The organism is Pseudomonas sp. LBUM1668, from assembly GCF_059695715.1.
In genome coordinates this window covers 881,373-902,484 of the sequence record NZ_CP166787.1, presented here as the reverse complement: position 1 = coordinate 902,484, position 21,112 = coordinate 881,373, and the positions used below count along the sequence as shown (strand labels likewise).

The following is a 21,112-nucleotide window of genomic DNA, read 5'->3' as shown; positions in this document are numbered from 1 at the left end:
CTCCTTATGATTGAACAGCCTTCAGATACCTGACGACGTCGGTGATCCGGGCAATCGCGGTATCAGCCCGCTCCTCGACAGGTTGTGACTTGTCCTGCCTGAAGTCTCGGCGGAACGATTCAAAACCAGTAACCAGATTCGAGTACTCGTTCACATAACCCCAGCGACCCTCGTCCAGTTGATCCAGAGCGTTGACCAATTGAATTTTCCCGTCTATCCGGGCGATATCGCTTTTGTATTTCTTCAACTGCCCCCGCAAGTCAGCGGCTTTATCCCTGAGCTTGTTGTAAGCATCCAGCATGTTCATGAACGAGATCGCGTCACCAATACCGGAGATGATTTTTTTCAGGCTGTCGATCGCCAGCATTGCAATTTGAATCTGCGGCGGTGCCAAACCCAGGGCTTTCAGATTATCCAGCGTCAATTGCGCTTCCTGGCCGATCTTTTCCACACCGGCCTTCGCGATCAAGTCGATCCCTTCGGATACCGATTTCATCTGTTCTTCCAGATCGGTCAATTTCTCTTCGGATTTGACCTTGAGTGCTTCCGTTACATCCAGATCCCGTTGCAGTGTTGCAATCCATTGTTGAGAAGTGGCCCGGTCGTAAGCTTTACTTAGACTATTGCGGGTATCTTCAAAATCTTGAGATCGTTCGGAGATTGTGTTGAAGATAATTCCTAGCTCCGTCTCCATCTCAGCATGAATTTCATCAATTTCCCCAGGATCACCGAGATCGGCCTGACTGTTTTTCAACTTGCTCAGCGATTGCCGTAAATGGATGATCGTCGCCCCAGCCCGATCACGCATATCAAACGTCGCCTTCTGAATTGCAACGGTCAAATCGTTCATGGCGCCGACTGTGCCTGGCAGATAATTGAACTGTGCAAATAGCATTTGCGCCGTGGTATTAACTCTACTCACCTCGAGTGCATGACGACGCAGAGCCACCACATCCAGTTCCGAACTTGTATTATCTTGCGCCGAAAGCATTACTGTCTTACTCCTGAACGATCGAAAGGTGTTTCCATACTCTTTATCCGCTGCTGCAAACACGCCAAGCAGTTGATCAGCACTGGTTCTGATATATCCCCACGGATCGATAATGGAGATGATCTGATTCTTGAACTTGCGCAACGACGTGGCCTCATGCAGCGAATCGACCTCTTTGAGGGATGCCGTGACATAAGTACTCAACGCATTCCATACCAACATGAGGTTTTGAGTTGCAACTTCAGCTTCGATCGCTACATAGTCAAGGTTTTGCAAGTCATCCCGTATCTTGTTCAAAGAAGTCAATGTTTGGCTCTTACTGGCCATTTTCTGATTGGCAGCCTGTTGTTCGCCTTTGAGTTTATTGCGCTCCTTGCGGATCTCTTCTGCCTTTACGCCCTGATAGATAGCGAGGATCAATCCTGCGAAGGGAGAGGACACAGCAGACTTGATGGCTTCTTGAACCATTTGATCATATTGTTTATTGAGTTCATCAATCTCCTTCGAGCGTTGGTCGATCTCCTCTTGCAGCACCTTAATGTCCGCCTGATAGGTATTCCTCGAAACAAACTCCAGACGCAATTTGATCTCGGGCAACACTTTCTCGCGCATATCAGTGCCAAAACTGTCCAGTTGTTCACGGACCCGTTCAGCTTTCTGATGGCTTTGCCTGACATAGGCAAGCATGTCGTTGAGGTATTTTTTTATTTCCGGAACATCGTCCTCCGGCAATTCGAGATCAGGAAGATCAGGTATCTTCCTCTTGAGCTCCAGATACTGCTCAGGGGTATTTATATTGTGTTCTTCCAGGTATCTGGACACTTTCAAATCTTCATAGATCTCGACTATTCCGCTGCCTATCCGGATGATATTGCCGGCAAAAATCTTCAGATCGGTGCCCGTAAGCATGATTTGTTCACGCAACGGCGACCAACGTCTGGCGTGATCATAAGTAGTGTTAAATGTACGCAGAAAGTCTGCCGGCTTGAGACCGATGCCGCCGCTATCACCTGCGCCGTAGTTCAAGTATGCAATAACATCCTGCAAGCGCACGGGCAAAGACAACCCTAGAACCTCATACTTTCTTAAACTGATAATCTGCTCTTTGGTTAGCTGAATACCGGTATCTCGATTGTATTCATCACCTTCACCGAGCGAGGCACTGATAAACACGACAGGTGCTTTCGCGGCATTTTCAACAATCTTGTTATCTATCCTGAATTCCACAAGAGACTCCATGTCTGCTTTGAATATTTATTAAAGTCAATCGCGATTCGACCTTGTCGAGTTTTAAATCAACTCAATCACGGATATCGCAAAACAACCTTAGGACAACAAGATAAAAACTAACAAGCGCTTAAATATTAGCAATCAAGACAGCATAACTACTTAGCCAAGCCGTTAACGCCCGGGCGCATCACCCACCCTATTAAAACAACTAACGATAAAACCAACTCATTACGATTCCATCAACTGCGACAAGCGCAATTTATAAGCGTCGGCCATTGCGCGAATGCGTAAGTGCGGTGCATTCATCAGCGACTCGCCGGCGACTCGCAGGAAGTTTGCATTGCCCCCCGCCAGCGCTTTGCGCAGCCAGACAAGGGCATCATCGATCTGGCCATCGTCGGCGAGGATCGCGGCGTGACTGAACTGCCCACGAAAATCACCGCCCTCGGCCGCACGGCGATACCAATCACGCGCGGCCAGTGAATCCTGCGGACAATGGCGTCCGTCTTCCAGGTAGCGGCCCAACAGATTCATTGACTTGGCGTGGCCCAGCTTTGCAGCACACTGATACAGGATCAGTGCTTGCGCCTGGTTCTCGGCGATGCCGCGACCGGTAGCGAGCAGGTTGGCGAGGTTGTACATCGCCCAGTCCAGCCCGGCCTCGGCGGCAATTCGATAGTGCTGCACCGCAACCGCAGCATCCGCCTCACAGCCCCAACCATGTTCGTTACAACGGCCGAGCATGTTGCGCGCCATCAGATGCCCTTGCCGAGCAGCGATACCAAACCAGCGTAGCGCCAAGGGTTGATCCTGCGCGATCCCCTGACCATCGAGCAGGATCTGCCCGAGCAACGCCTGCGCCTCGACAACGCCCTCGCCCGCGGCCAACAGAATCGCCTGCGCCGCACGACCCGGGCTCTCTTCGAGCATGGCGTTGAGTTGTTCGCCGTCGAGGACTTCCTGACGACGCAGCTGAAAACTCATACCTCGACCCAGCGCCGCAGCAAGTTGTGATAAGTGCCGGTGAGGCGGATCAGCGAAGGGTGATCAGGCAGGTCTTGCGTGAGCTGCTGGATCGCCCCGTCCATCTCGAACAGCAAGGCGCGCTGGCTATCTTCACGCACCAGACTTTGCGTCCAGAAGAATGAGGCGTAACGCGCACCGCGAGTGACTGCGTTGACTTTATGCAGGCTGGTGCCGGGGTATAGCACCATGTCGCCGGCGGGCAGTTTCACTTGTTGGGTGCCGAAGGTGTCCTGGATCTCCAGTTCGCCGCCGTCGTAATCCTCGGGCTCGCTGAAAAACAGCGTGGCCGACAGGTCGGTGCGCACTCGCTCGATGCTGCCCTTGGGCTGGCGCACGGCATTGTCGATGTGGAAGTCGAAACTGCCACCGGCCGTGTAACAGTTCACTAACGGCGGGAACACTTTGTGCGGCAGTGCGGCAGACATGAACAGCGGATTTTTCCACAGCCGCTCGAGCATTGCCGCGCCGATTTCCTTGGCCAGCGGATGGCCTTCGGGCAGTTGCAGATTGTGCTTGGCCTTGGCCGATTGATAACCGGCGGTGATCTTGCCGTCAGCCCAATCTGCCTGTTCCAGCGCCTCACGAATGCGCTGCACTTCGTCTTTTTCAAACAGACCGGGGATGTGCAGCAGCATGGCAATGTCACCTGATGGCAAAGAGGCGGCAATGGTATTGATTCTTATTGTCTGTGTAAAACCTGCAAGACGAATGAACAGGCGAAAACCGTAAGGGCAAATTGTAAAGAATGTAAATTCAGTGCGAATAACAATGTTTCGCAATTGATACGAATACCCGTTTACCCTATATTCCGCCGCCTCAAATCCTTGGGGAGGGGAATAAAAATGGCACGTCAACTCGCACAATTACCGGTCAGTTCACCACGTCTGCTCGCCTCTGCAATTGGCGTGGCAATCACCGCCGGTTCCGCCGGCCACATGGTGTTTGCCGCCGAAAAGACCGACAGCAAAGCTTCCGGCAATGCCATCGCCCTGGACGCCACCGCCATCACTGGCGAAGCGCAGGACGCGACGTCCTACCAGGTCGAGAAAGCCTCCTCGCCCAAGTACACCGCGCCGCTGATCGACACGCCGCGCTCGGTCACCGTCATTCCGCAGCAAGTCCTCAAGGACACTGGCGCCCTGAACATGCAGGACGCCCTGCGCACCGTGCCGGGCATCACCTTCGGCGCCGGTGAAGGTGGCAACCCACAAGGTGACCGTCCGTTCATCCGTGGCTTCGACGCCCAGGGCGACACTTACCTTGATGGCGTGCGCGACACCGGTTCGCAGAGCCGCGAAATCTTCGCCGTAGAGAACATTGAAGTCAGCAAGGGCCCGAACTCCGCTATCGGCGGTCGTGGCGCGGCGGGCGGCAGCATCAACCTGGTGAGCAAGAAGGCTCATCTGGGTAACTCGTTCGACGGTGGTTTCACTTGGGGCTCCGACCAGACCCAGCGTTACACCCTCGACGGCAACTACCAGTTCAGCGACACCGCTGCTGGCCGTCTGAACCTGATGAGCCACGAAAGCAACGTCGCCGGTCGCGACAAAGTCGATTACGACCGTTGGGGCATCGCGCCTTCCCTGGCCTTTGGTCTGGGCACCGACACCCGCGTCAACCTCGATTACTACCATCTGGAAAGCAACGACACGCCGGACTCGGGCATCCCGTACAGCTTTTCGAACCCACGCACCAAGTCCAATCCGGACAAGCCGTATGCCGGTGGCGACAACAGCAACTTCTACGGTCTGGATCGCGATTTCCGCAAGGGCCGCACCGATACCGCGACGTTCGCCATCGAGCATGACCTGAACGACTCGCTGACCATCAAGAACACCCTGCGTCACGGCACCAGCATGCAGGATTACATCCTCACCCAGCCGGACGACAGCAAGGGCAACGTCAACAACGGCAGCGTCTGGCGTCGGGCGAATACGCGGGTCAGCAACACCGAGACCACCACCAACCAGACTGACCTGTTCGGCAATTTCTACGTCGCCGGTTTCAAGAACAGCTTCTCCACCGGTGTCGAATACACCCGTGAGGAAAGCCAGAAGTCTTCGTACAACGTCAACACCGACACCACGCCGCGAACCAGCGCCGTGACCACCAATTGCAACCCGGGATTGATTGGTGCAGCAAGCGGCTACAACTGCACCTCGCTGTCGAATCCGAACCCGAACGATCCATGGAATGGCGCGATCTCGCGCAACTACGCAGGCACCGACACCAAGGCCAACACCTACGCGCTGTATGCGTTCAACACCCTGGAGTTGTCCGAGCAGTGGCTGGTGAACATGGGGCTGCGTTACGACCACTTCGACACTGAGTACAAGACCTACACCGCCGCCGGTGCTACTACCGCCAAGGGCGATGACGTCAGCGAGTTCGTTACCGGCCAGTTCGGCGTGGTCTACAAGCCTGCGGAAAACGGCAGCATTTATGCTTCCTACGCCACCTCGGCCACACCACCGGGCAACACCCTCGGTGAAGGCATGGACGGCAACCCATTGGGCGGCAGCAGAGATCGCGCCGGCAATCTGCTGAGCAGCGACATGGAGCCGGAAACCACCAAGAACTACGAAATCGGCACCAAGTGGGACCTGCTCAATGATCGCCTGTCGCTGACTGCTGACATCTTCCGCACCGAGAAAGAAAACGCCCGCGTGCAAGTCGATACCACCTCGTACGAGAACGCCGGCAAGACCCGAGTGCAGGGTGTCGAGCTGTCGGCCAGTGGCAAGATCACCGACAAGTGGCAGGTGTTCGCCGGTTACGCCTACATGGACAGTGAACAGGTCGATGGTGGCCCGCTGAACCGCGCCACCGACGGCAACCAGCTGCCTAACACGCCGAAAAACAGCGCCAGCCTGTGGACCACTTATCAGGTCACACCGAAGCTGACGATTGGTGGCGGCGCGTTCTATGTCGACGACGTGTTCGGCAACGTGGCCAACACCACCATGGTTGATTCGTACGTTCGCTACGACGCGATGGCGGCCTACAAGCTGACCAAGAACGTCGACCTGCAACTCAACGTGCAGAACCTGACCGATGAAACCTACTACGACAAAGCTTTCTCGACCCACTTCGCCAGCCAGGCAGCGGGCCGTACGGCACTGTTGAGCACCAATTTCCACTTCTAAAAGCTGTAGGAGCGGCGGCACGCTGCGATCTGTTGATCTTGTTTTTGCTGTTGAAAAGAAAGATCAACAGATCGCAGCGTGCCGCAGCTCCTACAGAACAGCGAGCCCCGTTCATTCGATTGAACGGGGCTTTTGTGCGTAATCAAGAAGCTTCTCGACAACCCACGGCATAATGCGCGCCGTGATGACAATTTCCGAACGGACGGCGAGTGACGTGTTGAAGAAAACCCTGTTCCAGTTGCACTGGTTTTTTGGCATCACCGCAGGACTGGTGCTGGCCCTGATGGGCATCACCGGCGCGGCCTATTCGTTTCAGGACGAAATCCTGCGGGCGCTGAACCCCTCGGTCTTGCAAGTGGAAAAACAGGTCGCCGGCGTGCTGCCGCCCGTTGAATTGGTAGAGCGCATCGAAGCCACGTCGGGCAAGAAAGTCTCGATGCTGTCGGTGGAGACCGAAAGCGGCCACGCGGCGAAAGTATTCTTCACCCCGCCCAAGGGTGAACGTCGCGGCGAAATGCGCTACTTCGATCCGTATACCGGCGAGTTCATGGGCAACGCCGTCGGCCAGGATTTCTTTGGGCTGATGTTGCAACTGCACCGCTTCCTCGCCATGGGCGACACCGGGCGCAACATCACCGGAGCCTGCACGCTGATCCTGGTGTTTTTCTGCCTCTCCGGCCTGTACCTGCGCTGGCCTCGGCAGTGGAACAGTTGGCGCGTGTGGCTGACTCTGGACTGGAAGAAGAAGGGCCGCGCCTTTAATTGGGACCTGCATTCGGTGGCCGGCACGTGGTGCCTGTTGGTGTATCTGCTGCTGGCGCTGACCGGGTTGTCGTGGTCATACGAGTGGTACAACAAAGGCCTGACCAGACTGCTTTCCGACGCTCCGCAAAACGAGCGTGTGCGCGGCGGTCGTGGCCCGGCGCCGGAAGGCCCGGCACCCATCGCCGACTACTCAGCGATGTGGAGCAGCATCTACAGCGCTGCCGGTCCAGGCCTGTCTGCCTACAACATCCGCATGCCGCCCGTGGCCGGTCAACCGGCGACGGTGTTCTACCTGCTCGATAGCTCGCCGCATGATCGCGCGCTGAACCAGATCACCCTCGACCCGGCCACCGGCATCGTCAAACGTGTCGACCGCTATGCCGACAAGAGCTTCAAGGCGCAATTGCTGACCAGCATCTACGCGCTGCACGTCGGCAGCTATTTCGGCCTCGTCGGACGGATCATCATCACAGTCGCGGCGGTGTGCATGCCGTTGTTCTTCATCACCGGATGGCTGCTGTACCTTGATCGTCGCCGCAAGAAAAAGCAGATCAAGGATGCGCGCAAAGGCTTCGAACCGCCGGCCGGCGATACCCCGGCGTGGCTGATCGGCTTCGCCAGCCAAAGCGGTTTCGCCGAGCAACTGGCGTGGCAGACCGCTGGCCAATTGCAGGCCGCCGGGTTGCCGGTGAAAGTGCAGCCGCTGGCGAATGTCAGCGAAAAAGATCTGCGCGAATCGAGCAATGCGCTGTTCGTGGTCAGCACCTTCGGCGACGGTCAGGCCCCCGACAGCGCCCGTAGTTTCGAGCGCAAGGTGCTGGCCAAAGCATCCACACTCGACAACTTGAGCTACGCCGTCCTCGGGCTTGGCGACCGGCAGTATCAGCACTTCTGCGGTTTCGCCCGACGCCTGCATCAGTGGCTGAGCGAGCACGGCGGCAAGACCCTGTTCGCCCCGGTGGAAGTCGACAGCGGCGACCCATACGCCCTGCGTCATTGGCAAACCCAACTGGGCTTGCTCACCGGACAGGCACCGGTCGACACCTGGCAGGCACCCACCTACGAAAACTGGACGCTGCTGCGCCGTGAACTGATGAACCCTGGCAGCAGTGGTTCGCCGGTTTATCTGCTGAGCCTGAGCGCACCGAACACCAGCAGCTGGCTGTCCGGCGACCTGGTCGAAGTGCTGCCACGCAACTGCCCGTGGGTCATCGAGCACTTCCTCGACGGCCTCGGCATTCGTGGCGAGACGACGGTGAAAATCAACGGCCTCGATGAACCGCTTGAAGTGGCACTGGCCTCGCGCCAATTGCCCCAGCACCGCGCGCATCTGGTTGGCCTGCATGCGCAGTCGTTGGTCGATGCGATGGTGCCTTTGGCCATGCGCGAATATTCGATCGCCTCGATTGCCGCCGACGGTGTGCTGGAGTTGATCGTGCGTCAGGAACAGCACGCCGACGGCACGCTTGGCATCGCTTCAGGCTGGTTGACCGAGCATGCGCCGGTGGGCGGCAGCATCAGCTTGCGGGTGCGCCGTAACAGCGGTTTCCACCTGCCGAATGAACCGCTGCCGATGATTCTGATCGGTAACGGCACGGGGCTGGCCGGGTTGCGCAGCCTGCTCAAGGCGCGCATTGCTGATGGTCAGCAGCGTCAGTGGTTGCTGTTCGGCGAGCGCAATCGTGAGCACGACTACCTGTGCCGTGCGCAGCTGGAGGAGTGGTTGATCAACGGCGATCTGGCGCGGCTGGATCTGGCGTTTTCGCGGGATCAGGCAGAGAAGATTTATGTGCAGGATCGCTTGCGGGAATCGGCGGATGAGTTGAAAAAATGGCTGGCAGAGGGTGCGGTCATCTGCATCTGTGGCAGCCTGCAAGGGATGGCTTCAGGGGTAGACCAGGCACTCAATGACATCCTCGGCGCAGCTGAAGTTGAACGCCTGATTGAGCAGGGTCGTTATCGTCGCGATGTTTACTGACACCCCCTCTCCCCTGTAGGAGCTGCCGCAGGCTGCGATCTTTTGACCTTGTCTTTTTTAAAACCAAGATCAAAAGATCGCAGCCTGCGGCAGCTCCTACAGGGGGTTTCAGACTGGCTGCAGTTTTTTCTCGAACACACTGACCCCATTCAAATCCCGCAACACCACACTCATCTCCCCGCTCTGCCCTTCAATATTCACCTCGCCAAAAAACTGAAAGCCGGCAAACGGTGACATGTTCTGCGCCGTCGGTGCCTTCTCGAAAACCACCTCAGGCCCAAAGGTCTTATCCAGCGGATTAGGCCCGAAACTTCCGGCATTCAACGGCCCTGCGACAAACTCCCAGAACGGCTCGAAATCCTGAAACGCCGCGCGATCCGGGTGATAGTGATGCGCCGCGCAGTAGTGCACATCTGCGGTGAGGAAGACGAAATTGCGCACCTGCTGCGCCCGCAGAAAACCGAGCAGTTCAGCGATCTCCAGCTCGCGCCCCTGCGCCGGTCCCGGGTCGCCGTTGGCCACGGCTTCCCAGCGCGCAACACCCGGGCTCACCTCGCCATCAGGTACACCCAGGCCAATCGGCATGTCTGCCGCGATGACCTTCCACTGCGCTTTCGAGGCCTTCAACCCGCGCTTGAGCCAATCCAGTTGCTCACGCCCCAGGAACGGTTTTGCTGCGCCGAGGTTGTCGTCGTTGGCCTCGCGATAGCTGCGCATGTCGAGCACGAACACATCCAGCATCGGCCCGTACTTGAGCTTGCGATAAATCCGCCCGCCCGCGTCAGCCGCCTGCAAACGCATCGGCGAATATTCCAGCCAGGCCTTGCGCGCGCGGCCGACCAGGGTGTGGATATCTTTTTCCTGATAGCGCTCGTCGAGTTGCTTGCCGGGCGACCAGTTGTTGACCACTTCATGGTCGTCCCACTGCCAGATCTGCGGCACTTCGGCGTTGAAGCGGCGGATGTTCTCGTCCATCAGGTTGTAGCGGTAATTGCCGCGATAGTCGTCGAGGGTCTGGGCGACTTTGCTTTTGGCTTCAGTGGTGATGTTGCGCCACACCCGGCCGTTTTCAGTGGTCAGCTGCGCCGGTACCGGGCCGTCGGCGTAGATGGTGTCGCCGCTGTGAATAAAGAAGTCCGGCAGGCGCAAACGCATGGCTTCGTAGATGCGCATGCCGCCAATGTCCGGATTGATGCCGAAGCCCTGGCCGACGGTGTCGCCGCTCCAGACGAAACGAATATCACGCCGCGCCGAGGGTGCGCTGCGCAAGTGGCCGAGCCAGGGTTCGCTGGCGACGCCGCTGCGGGCGTCCTTGAAATACACGCGATAGAAAATCGCCTGATCGGCGGGTAACCCGGTGAGTTCGACGCGGGCGGTGAAGTCGCTGCGGGCATCCGCTAACGCCGAAACGATCCGCCGTGGATTGCGAAACTGGCTGCGGGTGTCCCACTCGACCACCATGCGTGCCGGGCGGTCGCTGCGGCTCCAGATCATCGCGCGGTCGCCTTGCAGGTCGCCGGACTGCACGCCATCGGTGAGTTGCGGCCGATCCTTGACCGATGCGATGACCGCCGGCGCCAACCCGGGCATCAGCAGTCCGGCCCCGACCACTTGCATGACCCGCCGGCGACCCACATTGAAATCGCTCATGCTGTTCTCCCTGGAAAAAGGAAAACTTAAGCACGAGATCATGAATCGGGGATGACAAAAAAGATCGCAGCCTTCGGCAGTTCCTGCAGAGAACCGCGATCCCCTGTAGGAGCTGCCGAAGGCTGCGATCTTTTGCTTTTATGCTTTTACCGGCTCCAGCGCCAACTCCACCGCTTCCGGGCGTTTGACCGTCGCATACACAACGGCAGTCAACAGACTCCCCGCGACAATCGCCAGCAGATACAGCAACGCGTGGTTGATCGCATTCGGAATCGCCAACACAAACAACCCACCGTGCGGCGCCATCAGCTTGCAGCCGAAGTACATCGACAGTGCGCCGGTCAATGCACCGCCGGCAATGCTCGCCGGAATCACCCGCAGCGGGTCCTTCGCGGCAAACGGAATCGCCCCTTCGGAGATAAAGCACAGCCCCAGCACGAACGCCGCTTTACCGGCCTCGCGCTCGGTCTGAGCGAATTTGCGTCGAGCAATGAACGTGGCGATACCCAGACCAATCGGTGGCACCATGCCCGCCGCCATGGTCGCGGCCATCGGTGCATAACTCTGCGACGCCAACAGCCCCACCGAGAACGCATACGCGGCTTTGTTGATCGGCCCGCCGAGGTCGACGCACATCATGCCGCCGAGCAATACACCGAGCAGAATCGCGTTGGTGGTGCCCATGCTGTCGAGGAAATGCGTGAGCGCCGCGAGCATGTCCGCGACCGGTTTGCCGACTACATAAATCATCACCAGCCCGGTAAACAGACTGGCGAACAACGGGATGATCAGAATCGGTTTCAGTGCTTCAAGGCTTTGCGGCAACGCGACATAACGACTGATCGCCTTCGCCGCGTAACCGGCGATAAACCCGGCGACGATCCCGCCGATAAACCCGGCGCCCAGGGTACTCGCCAGCAAACCGCCGATCATCCCCGGCGCCAGGCCCGGACGGTCGGCAATCGAATAGGCGATGTACCCGGCCAGCAGCGGCACCATCAACTTGAACGCGGTTTCGCCGCCGATCTGCATCAGCGCTGCCGCCAGCGTGCCTTCTTCCTTGAACGCGGTGATGCCGAACACGAATGACAGGGCGATCATCAAACCGCCCGCCACCACCATCGGCAGCATGAACGACACACCGGTCAGCAGATGTTTGTAGACACCGGTTTTCTCGGATTTTGCCGGTGCCTTGCCGTCACCGGCAGCGCTTTCCTGCACGCCTTCCGCCAGCGCTTTTTTCAGCGTGTCTTCCGATTTTTTGAGGGCAACGCCGGTGCCGCAGCGGTAGATTTTCTTGCCGGCGAAACGCTCGGTGGCGACTTCGATATCCGCCGCCAACAGCACAACATCCGCCTCGGCAATTGCGGCTGCGCTCAACGGGGTTTTCGCGCCGACCGAGCCTTGGGTTTCGACCTGCAAGTCATAGCCCAGACGCTTGGCCGTTTGCTGCAATGCTTCGGCCGCCATAAAGGTGTGGGCAACACCGGTCGGGCACGCGGTGATGGCGACGATGCGCGGTGCACGGGCCGCAACAGCCGCGGGAACAGCTTCGGTAGCGACGTAGATTTGCGCTTCTTCAGCACCACGGCGCAGCACCGCTTCGACATCCTGCAGGGCTTGCGCAGGTGCAATCTGGAAGACCCGTTTGCCGACAAAACGTGTCATGTCGACGTTGCCGGTGGCGACCAGCAACACCCACTCCGCCGCCGCGATGGTGGCTGCCGACAATTCACGTTCGGGGTGCGCAGCGTCGACCACTTCGACGCTGGTGCTCCAGCCCTGACGCTGGGCCGCTGCATCGAGCAAACGGGCGCACAGCACACTGGTGACCATGCCGTTCGGGCAGGCCGTAACAATGGCTAACTTCATGACAAACCCTCTTATTGTTCTGTCAGGGGGCGCACGCGCACGCCCTGTTCGAGCTGCGCCAGTTGCGCGACGTCGTTGATGCCAAAACCGATCTGCGTGACCGCCAGCGCAGCAATCGCCGTGGCCGTGCGCAGGGTTTGCTCAGGCGTGTCGGCACTGAGCAAACCGTGAAGCATGCCGGCCAGCAGCGAGTCACCAGCACCAACCGTGCTGGCGACGCTGACCTTGGGCGGCGAGGCATGCAGCGCCGAGCCGACGCTGAACCAGTTCACGCCGTCGGCGCCGTGGGAGATCACCACATGGTCGATACCCTGAGCATGCAGATGCGCTGCCGCTTGTACCTCGGCCGCGCGGGAAACCACTTCGCAACCGAGTGCATCGGCCAGCTCTTCGGTGTTCGGCTTGATCAGCCACGGCCTGGCCTGCAACGCAGCGCGCAACGCTTCGCCGCTGGTGTCGAGGGCGACTTTCAGACCGAGTTGATTCAGCCGTTCGATCAGTTCACGCAACCACTGTGCAGAAACGCCGCGCGGCAAACTGCCAGCGACCACCACCGCATCGTGCCCCGGTGCAATCTGCACCAGACGATCGAGCAACGCCTGTTGCGCCGCAGCATCAACCATCGGCCCCGGGCCGTTGATGTCGGTGATGCGCCCGTCGTGCTCAGCGATTTTGATGTTGCTGCGTGTCTCGCCCGGTACGCGGATGAATGCGTCAACAAATCCACGTTTGGCGAACAGGGTTTCGAATGCTTGCAGGTTGTCTTCACCCAGAAACCCGCTGACCGTCAGTTGATGGCCAAGGTCGGCCAGCACTTGCGCGACGTTGACGCCTTTGCCGGCAGCATGGGTGTGCATCTCGTCGCTGCGGTTGACCTGACCGGCCGCCAATATCGGCAGCTCGACCGTGAGGTCCAGCGCCGGGTTGAGGGTCAGGGTAAGAATCCTGGCCATTACAGGGCCTCCACTAATGCGCGCACTTCGTTGGCGCTGCCCACGCTGAGGGCTTGTTGAGCAACGGTTTGCGCCTGGGTCAGGCTGAGTTCGCGGATGCGCGCCTTGACCTCGGCAATGCTGCGCCCGGACACACTCAGTTCATCCACACCGAGGCCGACCAACACCGGCACCGCCAGCGGATCGGCTGCCAGTTCACCGCAGACGCCAACCCATTTGCCATGGGCATGGGCCGCACGCACGGTGATGTCGATCAGTTGCAGCACCGCCGGGTGCAAGCCGTCCGCCTGTGCCGACAGCGTCGGATGACCGCGGTCGATGGCCAGGGTGTATTGCGTCAGGTCGTTGGTGCCGACGCTGAAGAAGTCGACTTCTTTGGCCAATACTGGTGCGAGCAATGCGGCGGATGGCACCTCGATCATGATCCCCAGTTGCAGATCAGCCACCGGTATTTCCAGGCGCAAGCGCTCGGTCATGTCGCGCGCCTGACGCCATTCGTCGACGCTGCCGACCATCGGGAACATGATCCGCAGCGGCCGGTTATCCGCGGCCCGCAGCAAGGCGCGCAATTGCGCTTCCATGATCTGCGGACGCTGCAACGTCAGGCGAATCCCGCGTACACCGAGGAACGGGTTTTCTTCCTTGGCGATCGGCCAATACGGCAGCGGTTTGTCGCCGCCAACATCAAGCGTGCGTACCACCAGCGGTCGCCCCGCGAGGCCATCGAGGACGCGGCGATATTCGGCTTCCTGGGTGGCTTCGTCCGGCGCTTGCGGGTGCGCCATGAAAATCAGTTCGGTGCGCAGCAAACCAATGCCTTCCGCGCCCTGCTCCACCGCGCTGATCACGCCAGCGCTTTCGCCGATGTTGGCGAACACTTCCACGGCGTGACCATCGGTGGTGTGCGCCGGTTGATGGCGTTGTTCGGCGGCGGCTTTAAGGCGTTGCTCGCGGGTGTCGCGTTCTTCGACGGCGCGTTGCAACGTTGCCGCATCGGCGTCGACATGCAAACGACCGCGTTGACCGTCGAGCAGCAACGGCGTGCCCGGCGCCAGCAACAGCACGGCCGCGCCAGCGCCGACCAGCGCGGGAATGCCGAGTGCACGGGCGACGATTGCGCTGTGTGCGGTAGCGCCGCCGCGCGCGGTTAGAATCCCCGCCACGCGCGCCGGATCAAGCCGCGCGACGTCGGACGGGCCGACCTCGTCCATCACCAGAATGTACGGCTGCTCAGGCTCGCTTGGCGTCTCTATCCCACACAACTGCGCCAGCACCCGGCGACCGATGTCACGCAGATCCGCCGCACGTTCGGCGAGCAAGGCATCCTGCAACGATTCCTGTTGTTTGGCGGCCGCTTCGATCACCGCCATCCACGCCGCTTCGGCGCTTTCACCTTGCTTGAGGCGCGTGTCGACTTCATCGGTGAGTTCCGGGTCGTCGAGCATTTCCTGGTGGGTGATGAAAATCTCGCGGATCGCCTTGGCTTTGCTGCGTTCGATCAAGCCTTGAATGTCGTTGCGCACGTCGCTGAGCGCTTGCTTGAGACGCTCGCGCTCGACGCTGGCGGATTCGCCACGCAACGGGTATTCGATGGCTTGTTGCACTTGAATATGCGCCGGGCCGATGGCGATACCCGGCGCGGCGGGGATCGCGTGCAACTGAGTGCCGGACGCCGGGGCGATCAGCACTTCGGCGATGTCGGCGAAGACTTCGCGCTGCTGGCTCACGGCGGGCAGCGGCTCGACTTCTTCACCGAGGCCTTCCTCGATGGCGGCGAGCAGCGCAGGCAAGGCGTCGGCGGCGATGCTCGGTTCGGCAATCAGCTCCAGCACCTGACCGCGACGGGCGCCGAGGCTGAGCAGTTTGCTGAGGCTTTTCACCGACACGGCGTTATCCTCACCGTCGACGATGCGCACGCGAATCTCGCCGTCAAAACTCTTCGCCAATTGCGCGAGGATCTTCGCCGGCCGCGCGTGCAAACCGTGGGCATTGGCCAGCGCGATACGGGCGCTTGGCCAGTCGGCGGGCAACTCACCGCCGAGCACTTCAAGGACTTTACGGCTGCTGGTGGCCCGGCCCAGTTCATGCCCGCGACCTTCGATGAGCAACGCACACAGGCGTTCCAGCAGGGCCTGATGCGCCTCGCCCAGACTGGCCAGACAGAACAGACCGCTCAGTGGCTGGCCGAGGTAGCGCATCGGTTTATCCGGGGTGACAAACGCCAGGCCCGGACGCTTTACGGTTTGCTCGCTGTGCAGCCACCACAAGCCATCGCCCAATGGCAGCGCTTCGACTTGCTGCAATACCGCGGCGAAACCGTTGCTCACGCAATCGGCCTGGCGCAGCAGACGCGCGCCACGCCAGACCAGTTCTTCAAAATCGTCAGCGGAAACGCCGAGGCCGATCATCTGCGCGTCCAGCGCCAGTTCCTGCGGTGCGCCTTGCAGCAGTTTCAGCAGCGCTTCAGGAGAACTGGCGCGACGCAGAGCCTGGCCCAGATCGGTCTCGCCGAGTGCACGGGTAAGCAGTTGCAGCAGGCGCAAGTGTTCGTCGGATTTGGCGGCAATGCCGATGGCCAGATAAACGATCTGGCCATCGCCCCAATCGACGCCTTCGGGGAACTGCATCAGCCGCACGCCCGTGGTAAACACCAGCTCGCGGGTTTCGGGGGTGCCGTGGGGAATGGCAATACCTTGACCGAGAAAGGTCGAGCCCTGGGCCTCACGCGCCTGCAATCCTGCGAGGTATCCGTCGGCGACCAGACCATCGGCCACCAGATGACTGGCCAGCAATTGCAGAGCAGCGGGTTTATCCACAGCCGATTGGCCCATGGATATCTGCTCTATAGTGAGCTCGAGCATGCGATCTCCTTTTTGGCGTTTTATGGCGCCAGGTATTGTTTTGAATGAGTTGCAGCTTAGGCGCTCTGCGCGATCCTTTTCAGGGGCAGTTTTGGCGGTTTCACGGCAGAACCGGCCAAAGGCGTCTAAAACGTAGAAAATACGCTTGCTGAAACGTTTAATCTAGATTGATCGGCACGTTACTCGATAATGTCTCATCCTTGAAGTCCAACTTGTCGGATGCGCGTAGACAATAAGTCGCCTGCCCTTATCGGGTAGGATTGGCGAAAATCTCGCGGCATGCTCGAAATAACAAGGAAATCCCGAGTTGAAACTCAGTGATATCGCGCGGTTGGCCGGAGTGTCCGTGACCACCGCGAGCTACGTCATCAACGGCAAGGCCGAACAGCAACGCATCAGCACCGCGACCGTCGAGCGGGTGCGCGCGGTGGTCGATCTGCACGGCTTTACGCCCAACCCACAAGCGGCCGGGCTACGCAGCCGGCATACCCGCACGTTGGGTTTTATCCTGCCGGATCTGGAAAACCCCAGCTACGCGCGGATCGCCAAGCTGCTGGAGCAAGGTGCGCGGGCGCGCGGCTATCAGTTGCTGATCGCCAGTTCCGACGATGCGCCGGACAGCGAGCGCAAACTGCTGCAACTGTTCAAGGCGCGCCGTTGTGATGCGCTGATCGTCGCCAGTTGTCTGCCACCCGGTGATGACAGCTATCTTCAGTTGCAGGCCAAGGGGCTGCCGATCATCGCCATCGACCGGGTCATGGAGCCGGAGCATTTTTGTTCGGTGATCAGCGACGACCGCGAGGCCAGTCTGCACCTGACCCAGAGCCTGCTCGACCCGCAGCTTAAACAGATCGTACTGCTCGGCGCGCGCCCGGAACTGAGCATCAGCCAGGAACGTGCCGCCGGTTTCAGACAGGCCCTCGTCGATTTCAAAGGCGAAGTGCTGGTCGAGCACGCCGAGTCCTTCAGCCGTGACTGCGGCAAGCAATTGATGGAAGAACTCCTGCAACGTCTGGGGCATTTACCGGACGCGCTGGTAACCACTTCCTACGTGTTGTTGCAGGGAGTGTTCGATGCGCTGCATGACTTCCCGCTCAAGTCACGGCCGCTACGCCTCGGCACGTTTGGTGACACACAACTGCTCGACTTCCTGCCACTGCCGGTCAACGCCATGGCCCAGCAGCATCAGCTGATCGCCGACAAGGCGCTGGAACTGGCATTGGCCGCTGTCGAGCAGTCTCAATACCAGCCTGGCGTGCAAGCGATTGCGCGGACCTTCAAGCAGCGTATTCACCGAGACTGATCCGTGGAGCTGATCGACAGCCACACTCACCTGGATTTTCCCGACTTCGACGCCGATCGCTCGGCGCTGCTGGCCGAAAGCCGCGCCCTTGGGGTGCGGCGGATGGTGGTGCTGGGCGTCTATGAAGGTAACTGGCAGCGGGTGTGGGATTTGGTGCAGAGCGATTCGGATCTGTACGCGGCGTTCGGCTTGCATCCGGTGTATCTGGATCAGCATCGCCCCGAGGATTTACACACCCTCGGCGATTGGCTGACGCGATTGCGCGGCCATCGGCAGTTGTGTGCAGTGGGCGAGATTGGTCTGGATTACTTCATCGAAACGCTGGACCGCGAGCGGCAACAGGCGTTGTTCGACGCGCAACTGCAACTGGCGGCGGATTTCGATTTGCCGGCGCTGATCCATGTGCGGCGCAGTCACGCGGCGGTGATTGCCACGCTCAAGCGTTTTCGTTTGAAGCGGGCCGGGATCATCCACGCGTTCGCCGGCAGCCGTGAGGAAGCACGGGAATACATCAAACTCGGTTTCAAACTGGGGCTGGGCGGCGCGCCGACCTGGCCGCAAGCGCTGCGCATGCACCGGGTGCTGGCGGATTTGCCACTGGATTCAATCGTGCTGGAAACCGACTCGCCGGACATGGCGCCCGCAATGTTCCCCGGAGTGCGCAACAGCCCGGCACACTTGCCGGCGATTTGTGCGGCGCTCGCCGAGCTGATGAATATCAGCCCGCAACAACTTGCCGACGCCAGCACAGCCAACAGCTGCGCCGTGTTCGACTGGTAATCCAAATCCCTGTAGGAGCTGCGGCACGCTGCGATCTTTTGATCCTGGGTTTCCAGGAACAAAGCAAGATCAAAAGATCGCAGCGTGCCGCAGCTCCTACACGGGATTTGTGTATGCCCTACACGCGGATTCGATTGTGCTGGAAACCGATTCGCCGGACATGGCGCCTGCAATGTTCCCCGGAGTGCGCAACAGCCCGGCGCATTTGCCGGCAATTTGTGCGGCGCTCGCCGAGCTGATGAATATCTCCCCTCAACAACTTGCCGCAGCCAGCACCGCCAATAGCTGCGCCGTGTTCGGCTGGTAATAAAAATCCCTGTAGGAGCTGCGGCACGCTGCGATCTTTTGATCCTGGGTTTCCAGGAACAAGATCAAGATCAAAAGATCGCAGCGTGCCGCAGCTCCTACACGGGATTTGTGTATGCCCTACACGCGGAAGGCGCTGATCAGTTGTTTGAGTTCCACGACCTGGGCGGACAGTGCGCGACTCGCGTCTTCAGTCTGGTGCGCCCCCTGCGCCGTGCGCTCGCCTGCACGGTTGATCTCGACGATGTTCTGGTCGATGTCATGGGCAACTGCCGTCTGCTGCTCGACCGCAGCGGCAATTTGCTGGTTCTGATCAACGATCATTCCGACGGCGCCAAGGATATTTTCCAGCGCCTGCTGAACCTTTTCCGACTGCCCGACCGTGCCATTGGCCATCTGATGGCTGATGCCCATCGCCTTGACCGCCGCCCCCACGCCGCCGTGCAGTCTGGCGATCATCTGTTCGATTTCTTCGGTCGATTGCTGGGTGCGTTTGGCCAGCGTGCGCACTTCGTCCGCCACCACCGCAAAACCGCGTCCCTGCTCACCTGCACGCGCCGCTTCAATCGCCGCGTTGAGCGCCAGCAGGTTGGTTTGCTCGGCGATACTTTTGATCACTTCCAGAACACGGCTGATCGCCTGGCTGTCACTGGCCAATTGGTTGATCACCAGCACTGACTGATCGATCTCGCTGGCCAACGCCGCGATGCTGCCCTGCTGCGACTCCACCAGACCACGACCGCTGATGGTTTCGTCATTCACGCTGTGGGCGCTGCTCACCGCCGCTGCAGCGCTGCGCGCCACCTCAAGAGACGTCGCCGACATCTGGTTCATGGCCGTGGCCACTTGCTCGATCTGCGAGCGTTGCCCGGCAACAGCCAGATTGCTTTGCGCCGACACACTTTCCACTTGCCCGGCCTGTCGTTCAACTTCGCCAACGGTCTGCCCGACCCGTTCAATCAAGTCGTGAATCTTCTTTACCGTGCCGTTGAACACTTCGCCCAACTCGCCCAATTCATCGCGGCTGCTGGCCTTGAAGTTGACGGTCATGTCGCCAGCCGCAACCTTGTCCATCATCGCGCCGAGGCGCTTGAGGGTGGTGCGGGTCGACGCGTAGAAGCCGCCATACAGATAGAAAATCAGCACGAACACCACCGACAACGCCACAGCCTGCAAGACCATGTGCGTGCGGTTTTGCGTCAGGCGCTGCTGTAATTGCGTGTCGAGGAATTTCAAAGTCGCTTCATTGAGCTGGTAGGTCTTGTCGATGAGTGCGGTGGTCTGGTCGTAAAACGCCTGCCACGGTGCATCGAGCGTGTCGGCCATCACCACTTGCTCTTCGAAGAGTTCGCTCGCCTGCTTCAACGAGGTCTTACTAATGTCAGCCGAAGCGCTGAGCGTTTCGTGCGCGGCTTTGCTGGAGCCGAGGGCGTCCTGCAGTTTCAAGGCGTATTCGGCCTGGAGCTTTTCGATCTGCACCAGTAATTCGTCAAAACGGGTGCTCGACGAACTGTTGAGGAAACCCTGTCCCAGTGAATACGAACCCATGGCCCGGCCTTCACCGAGGGTTTGCGTCACAGTCGGCGTGATCAGGGTGACGAGTTCGCTGAGTTGACGGATGTCGCCCTGATTGTCGCGACTCAGACCGGCCTGACTGGTGATGATCTGGCTGAAAATCTGCGCACTGGCCAACAATTTGCCGATCAACGCACTTTTGCTTTGCAGAGAGTTTTCCGCTTGCTGGGCCTTGAACGCAGCAATCATTTCATCGCGCTTGCCGTCGAACACCTTGATCTGCTCGGGATCATCGGTCATTGCCGCCAGGCCTTGCAGGCGTGTCAGTACGGCTTGTTCGAGGCTGGTGATCTGCGATTCGACATTGCCAGCCTTGCCGGACTGGCCGAGGGTGACGTTGATCTGTACCAGATTGTTGAGGGTTTCCAGATCGCGGCGCAGGCTCAGGCTGCTGCCGAGCAGATCAAGGCTTTGCAGCTCGACCCGGGTGCCCTGGAATTCACGATAGGAATCGCGCACCAGATAGAAATTGGTCACCAGCATCGGCACCAGAAACAGCACGCTGATCAGGCTGAACTTCATGCCGAAGCTCAGACGGTTCATCAGCGAGACGGCGGGATAGAGCAAGCTCTTCACTGGAAGTCTCCCTTTGGTTTTTCTTGTTTTTATTGGCAGGCGCGCGGGGACAGCAGATAGCCACTATCGGACGCCATCTCTGTATAGCTCAAATCGAAGG

General features: G+C 59.4%; 12 protein-coding genes and 1 pseudogene. 5 read left to right on the top strand and 8 right to left on the bottom strand.

The window, feature by feature from the left end; translation table 11 throughout:
- Positions 1-4 precede the first annotated feature (4 nt).
- The 3 genes from ACA061_RS03895 to ACA061_RS03885 form a co-directional block, all read right to left on the bottom strand.
- Positions 5-2,218, bottom strand: a complete 2,214-nt coding sequence (locus tag ACA061_RS03895) for an alpha-xenorhabdolysin family binary toxin subunit A (RefSeq protein WP_497300645.1) — start codon at positions 2,216-2,218, stop codon at positions 5-7.
- Between the two features lie 231 nt (positions 2,219-2,449).
- On the bottom strand, positions 2,450-3,205 hold the full coding sequence (locus ACA061_RS03890; RefSeq protein WP_497300643.1) for a tetratricopeptide repeat protein: 756 nt from the start codon (positions 3,203-3,205) through the stop codon (positions 2,450-2,452).
- The gene (locus tag ACA061_RS03885) at positions 3,202-3,882 is read right to left on the bottom strand and encodes a Fe2+-dependent dioxygenase (protein ID WP_042557612.1); all 681 of its coding nucleotides are present in this window, start codon (positions 3,880-3,882) and stop codon (positions 3,202-3,204) included. The genes ACA061_RS03890 and ACA061_RS03885 overlap by 4 nt, the downstream gene beginning before the upstream one ends.
- Before the next feature lie 207 nt (positions 3,883-4,089).
- Here ACA061_RS03885 and ACA061_RS03880 point away from each other — a divergent pair, with 207 nt between their 5' ends.
- Entirely contained in the window at positions 4,090-6,393 is a 2,304-nt protein-coding gene (locus tag ACA061_RS03880) for a TonB-dependent receptor (RefSeq protein ID WP_497300641.1), read from the top strand.
- A gap of 214 nt (positions 6,394-6,607) precedes the next feature.
- Positions 6,608-9,136 (top strand): PepSY domain-containing protein, encoded by a 2,529-nt coding sequence (locus ACA061_RS03875; protein WP_497301910.1) that lies wholly within the window; start codon positions 6,608-6,610, stop codon positions 9,134-9,136.
- A gap of 108 nt (positions 9,137-9,244) precedes the next feature.
- On the opposite strand, the gene ACA061_RS03870 is transcribed toward ACA061_RS03875, so the two are convergent.
- The 4 genes from ACA061_RS03870 to ptsP all read right to left on the bottom strand — a co-directional run bounded on the left by ACA061_RS03870 (position 9,245) and on the right by ptsP (position 16,472).
- Positions 9,245-10,786, bottom strand: coding sequence for an alkaline phosphatase D family protein (locus ACA061_RS03870; protein ID WP_047299746.1), 1,542 nt, complete (start codon positions 10,784-10,786; stop codon positions 9,245-9,247).
- Between the two features lie 138 nt (positions 10,787-10,924).
- Positions 10,925-12,658, bottom strand: coding sequence for a PTS fructose-like transporter subunit IIB (locus ACA061_RS03865; protein WP_210554505.1), 1,734 nt, complete (start codon positions 12,656-12,658; stop codon positions 10,925-10,927).
- An 11-nt stretch (positions 12,659-12,669) separates the two neighbouring features.
- Positions 12,670-13,611 (bottom strand): 1-phosphofructokinase, encoded by a 942-nt coding sequence (gene pfkB / locus ACA061_RS03860; protein ID WP_150617103.1) that lies wholly within the window; start codon positions 13,609-13,611, stop codon positions 12,670-12,672.
- The gene (gene ptsP, locus ACA061_RS03855) at positions 13,611-16,472 is read right to left on the bottom strand and encodes a phosphoenolpyruvate--protein phosphotransferase (protein WP_497300639.1); all 2,862 of its coding nucleotides are present in this window, start codon (positions 16,470-16,472) and stop codon (positions 13,611-13,613) included. Before ptsP ends, pfkB begins: the two co-directional genes overlap by 1 nt.
- A 307-nt stretch (positions 16,473-16,779) precedes the next feature.
- Here ptsP and cra point away from each other — a divergent pair, with 307 nt between their 5' ends.
- The 3 genes and pseudogenes from cra to ACA061_RS03840 form a co-directional block, all read left to right on the top strand.
- Positions 16,780-17,775, top strand: a complete 996-nt coding sequence (cra, locus tag ACA061_RS03850; RefSeq protein ID WP_150604081.1) for a catabolite repressor/activator — start codon at positions 16,780-16,782, stop codon at positions 17,773-17,775.
- Between the two features lie 3 nt (positions 17,776-17,778).
- A complete protein-coding gene (locus ACA061_RS03845; protein ID WP_497300638.1) occupies positions 17,779-18,555 on the top strand; it encodes a TatD family hydrolase in 777 nt (258 codons plus the stop codon).
- Positions 18,556-18,673: 118 nt separating this feature from the next.
- Positions 18,674-18,862 (top strand): annotated as a pseudogene (locus tag ACA061_RS03840) (TatD family hydrolase); the annotation flags it as partial.
- A 119-nt stretch (positions 18,863-18,981) separates the two neighbouring features.
- On the opposite strand, the gene ACA061_RS03835 reads toward ACA061_RS03840, so the two are convergent.
- Positions 18,982-21,012: a methyl-accepting chemotaxis protein gene (locus ACA061_RS03835; protein ID WP_497300637.1), complete on the bottom strand. Its 2,031-nt coding sequence runs from the start codon at positions 21,010-21,012 to the stop codon at positions 18,982-18,984.
- Positions 21,013-21,112 lie beyond the last annotated feature (100 nt).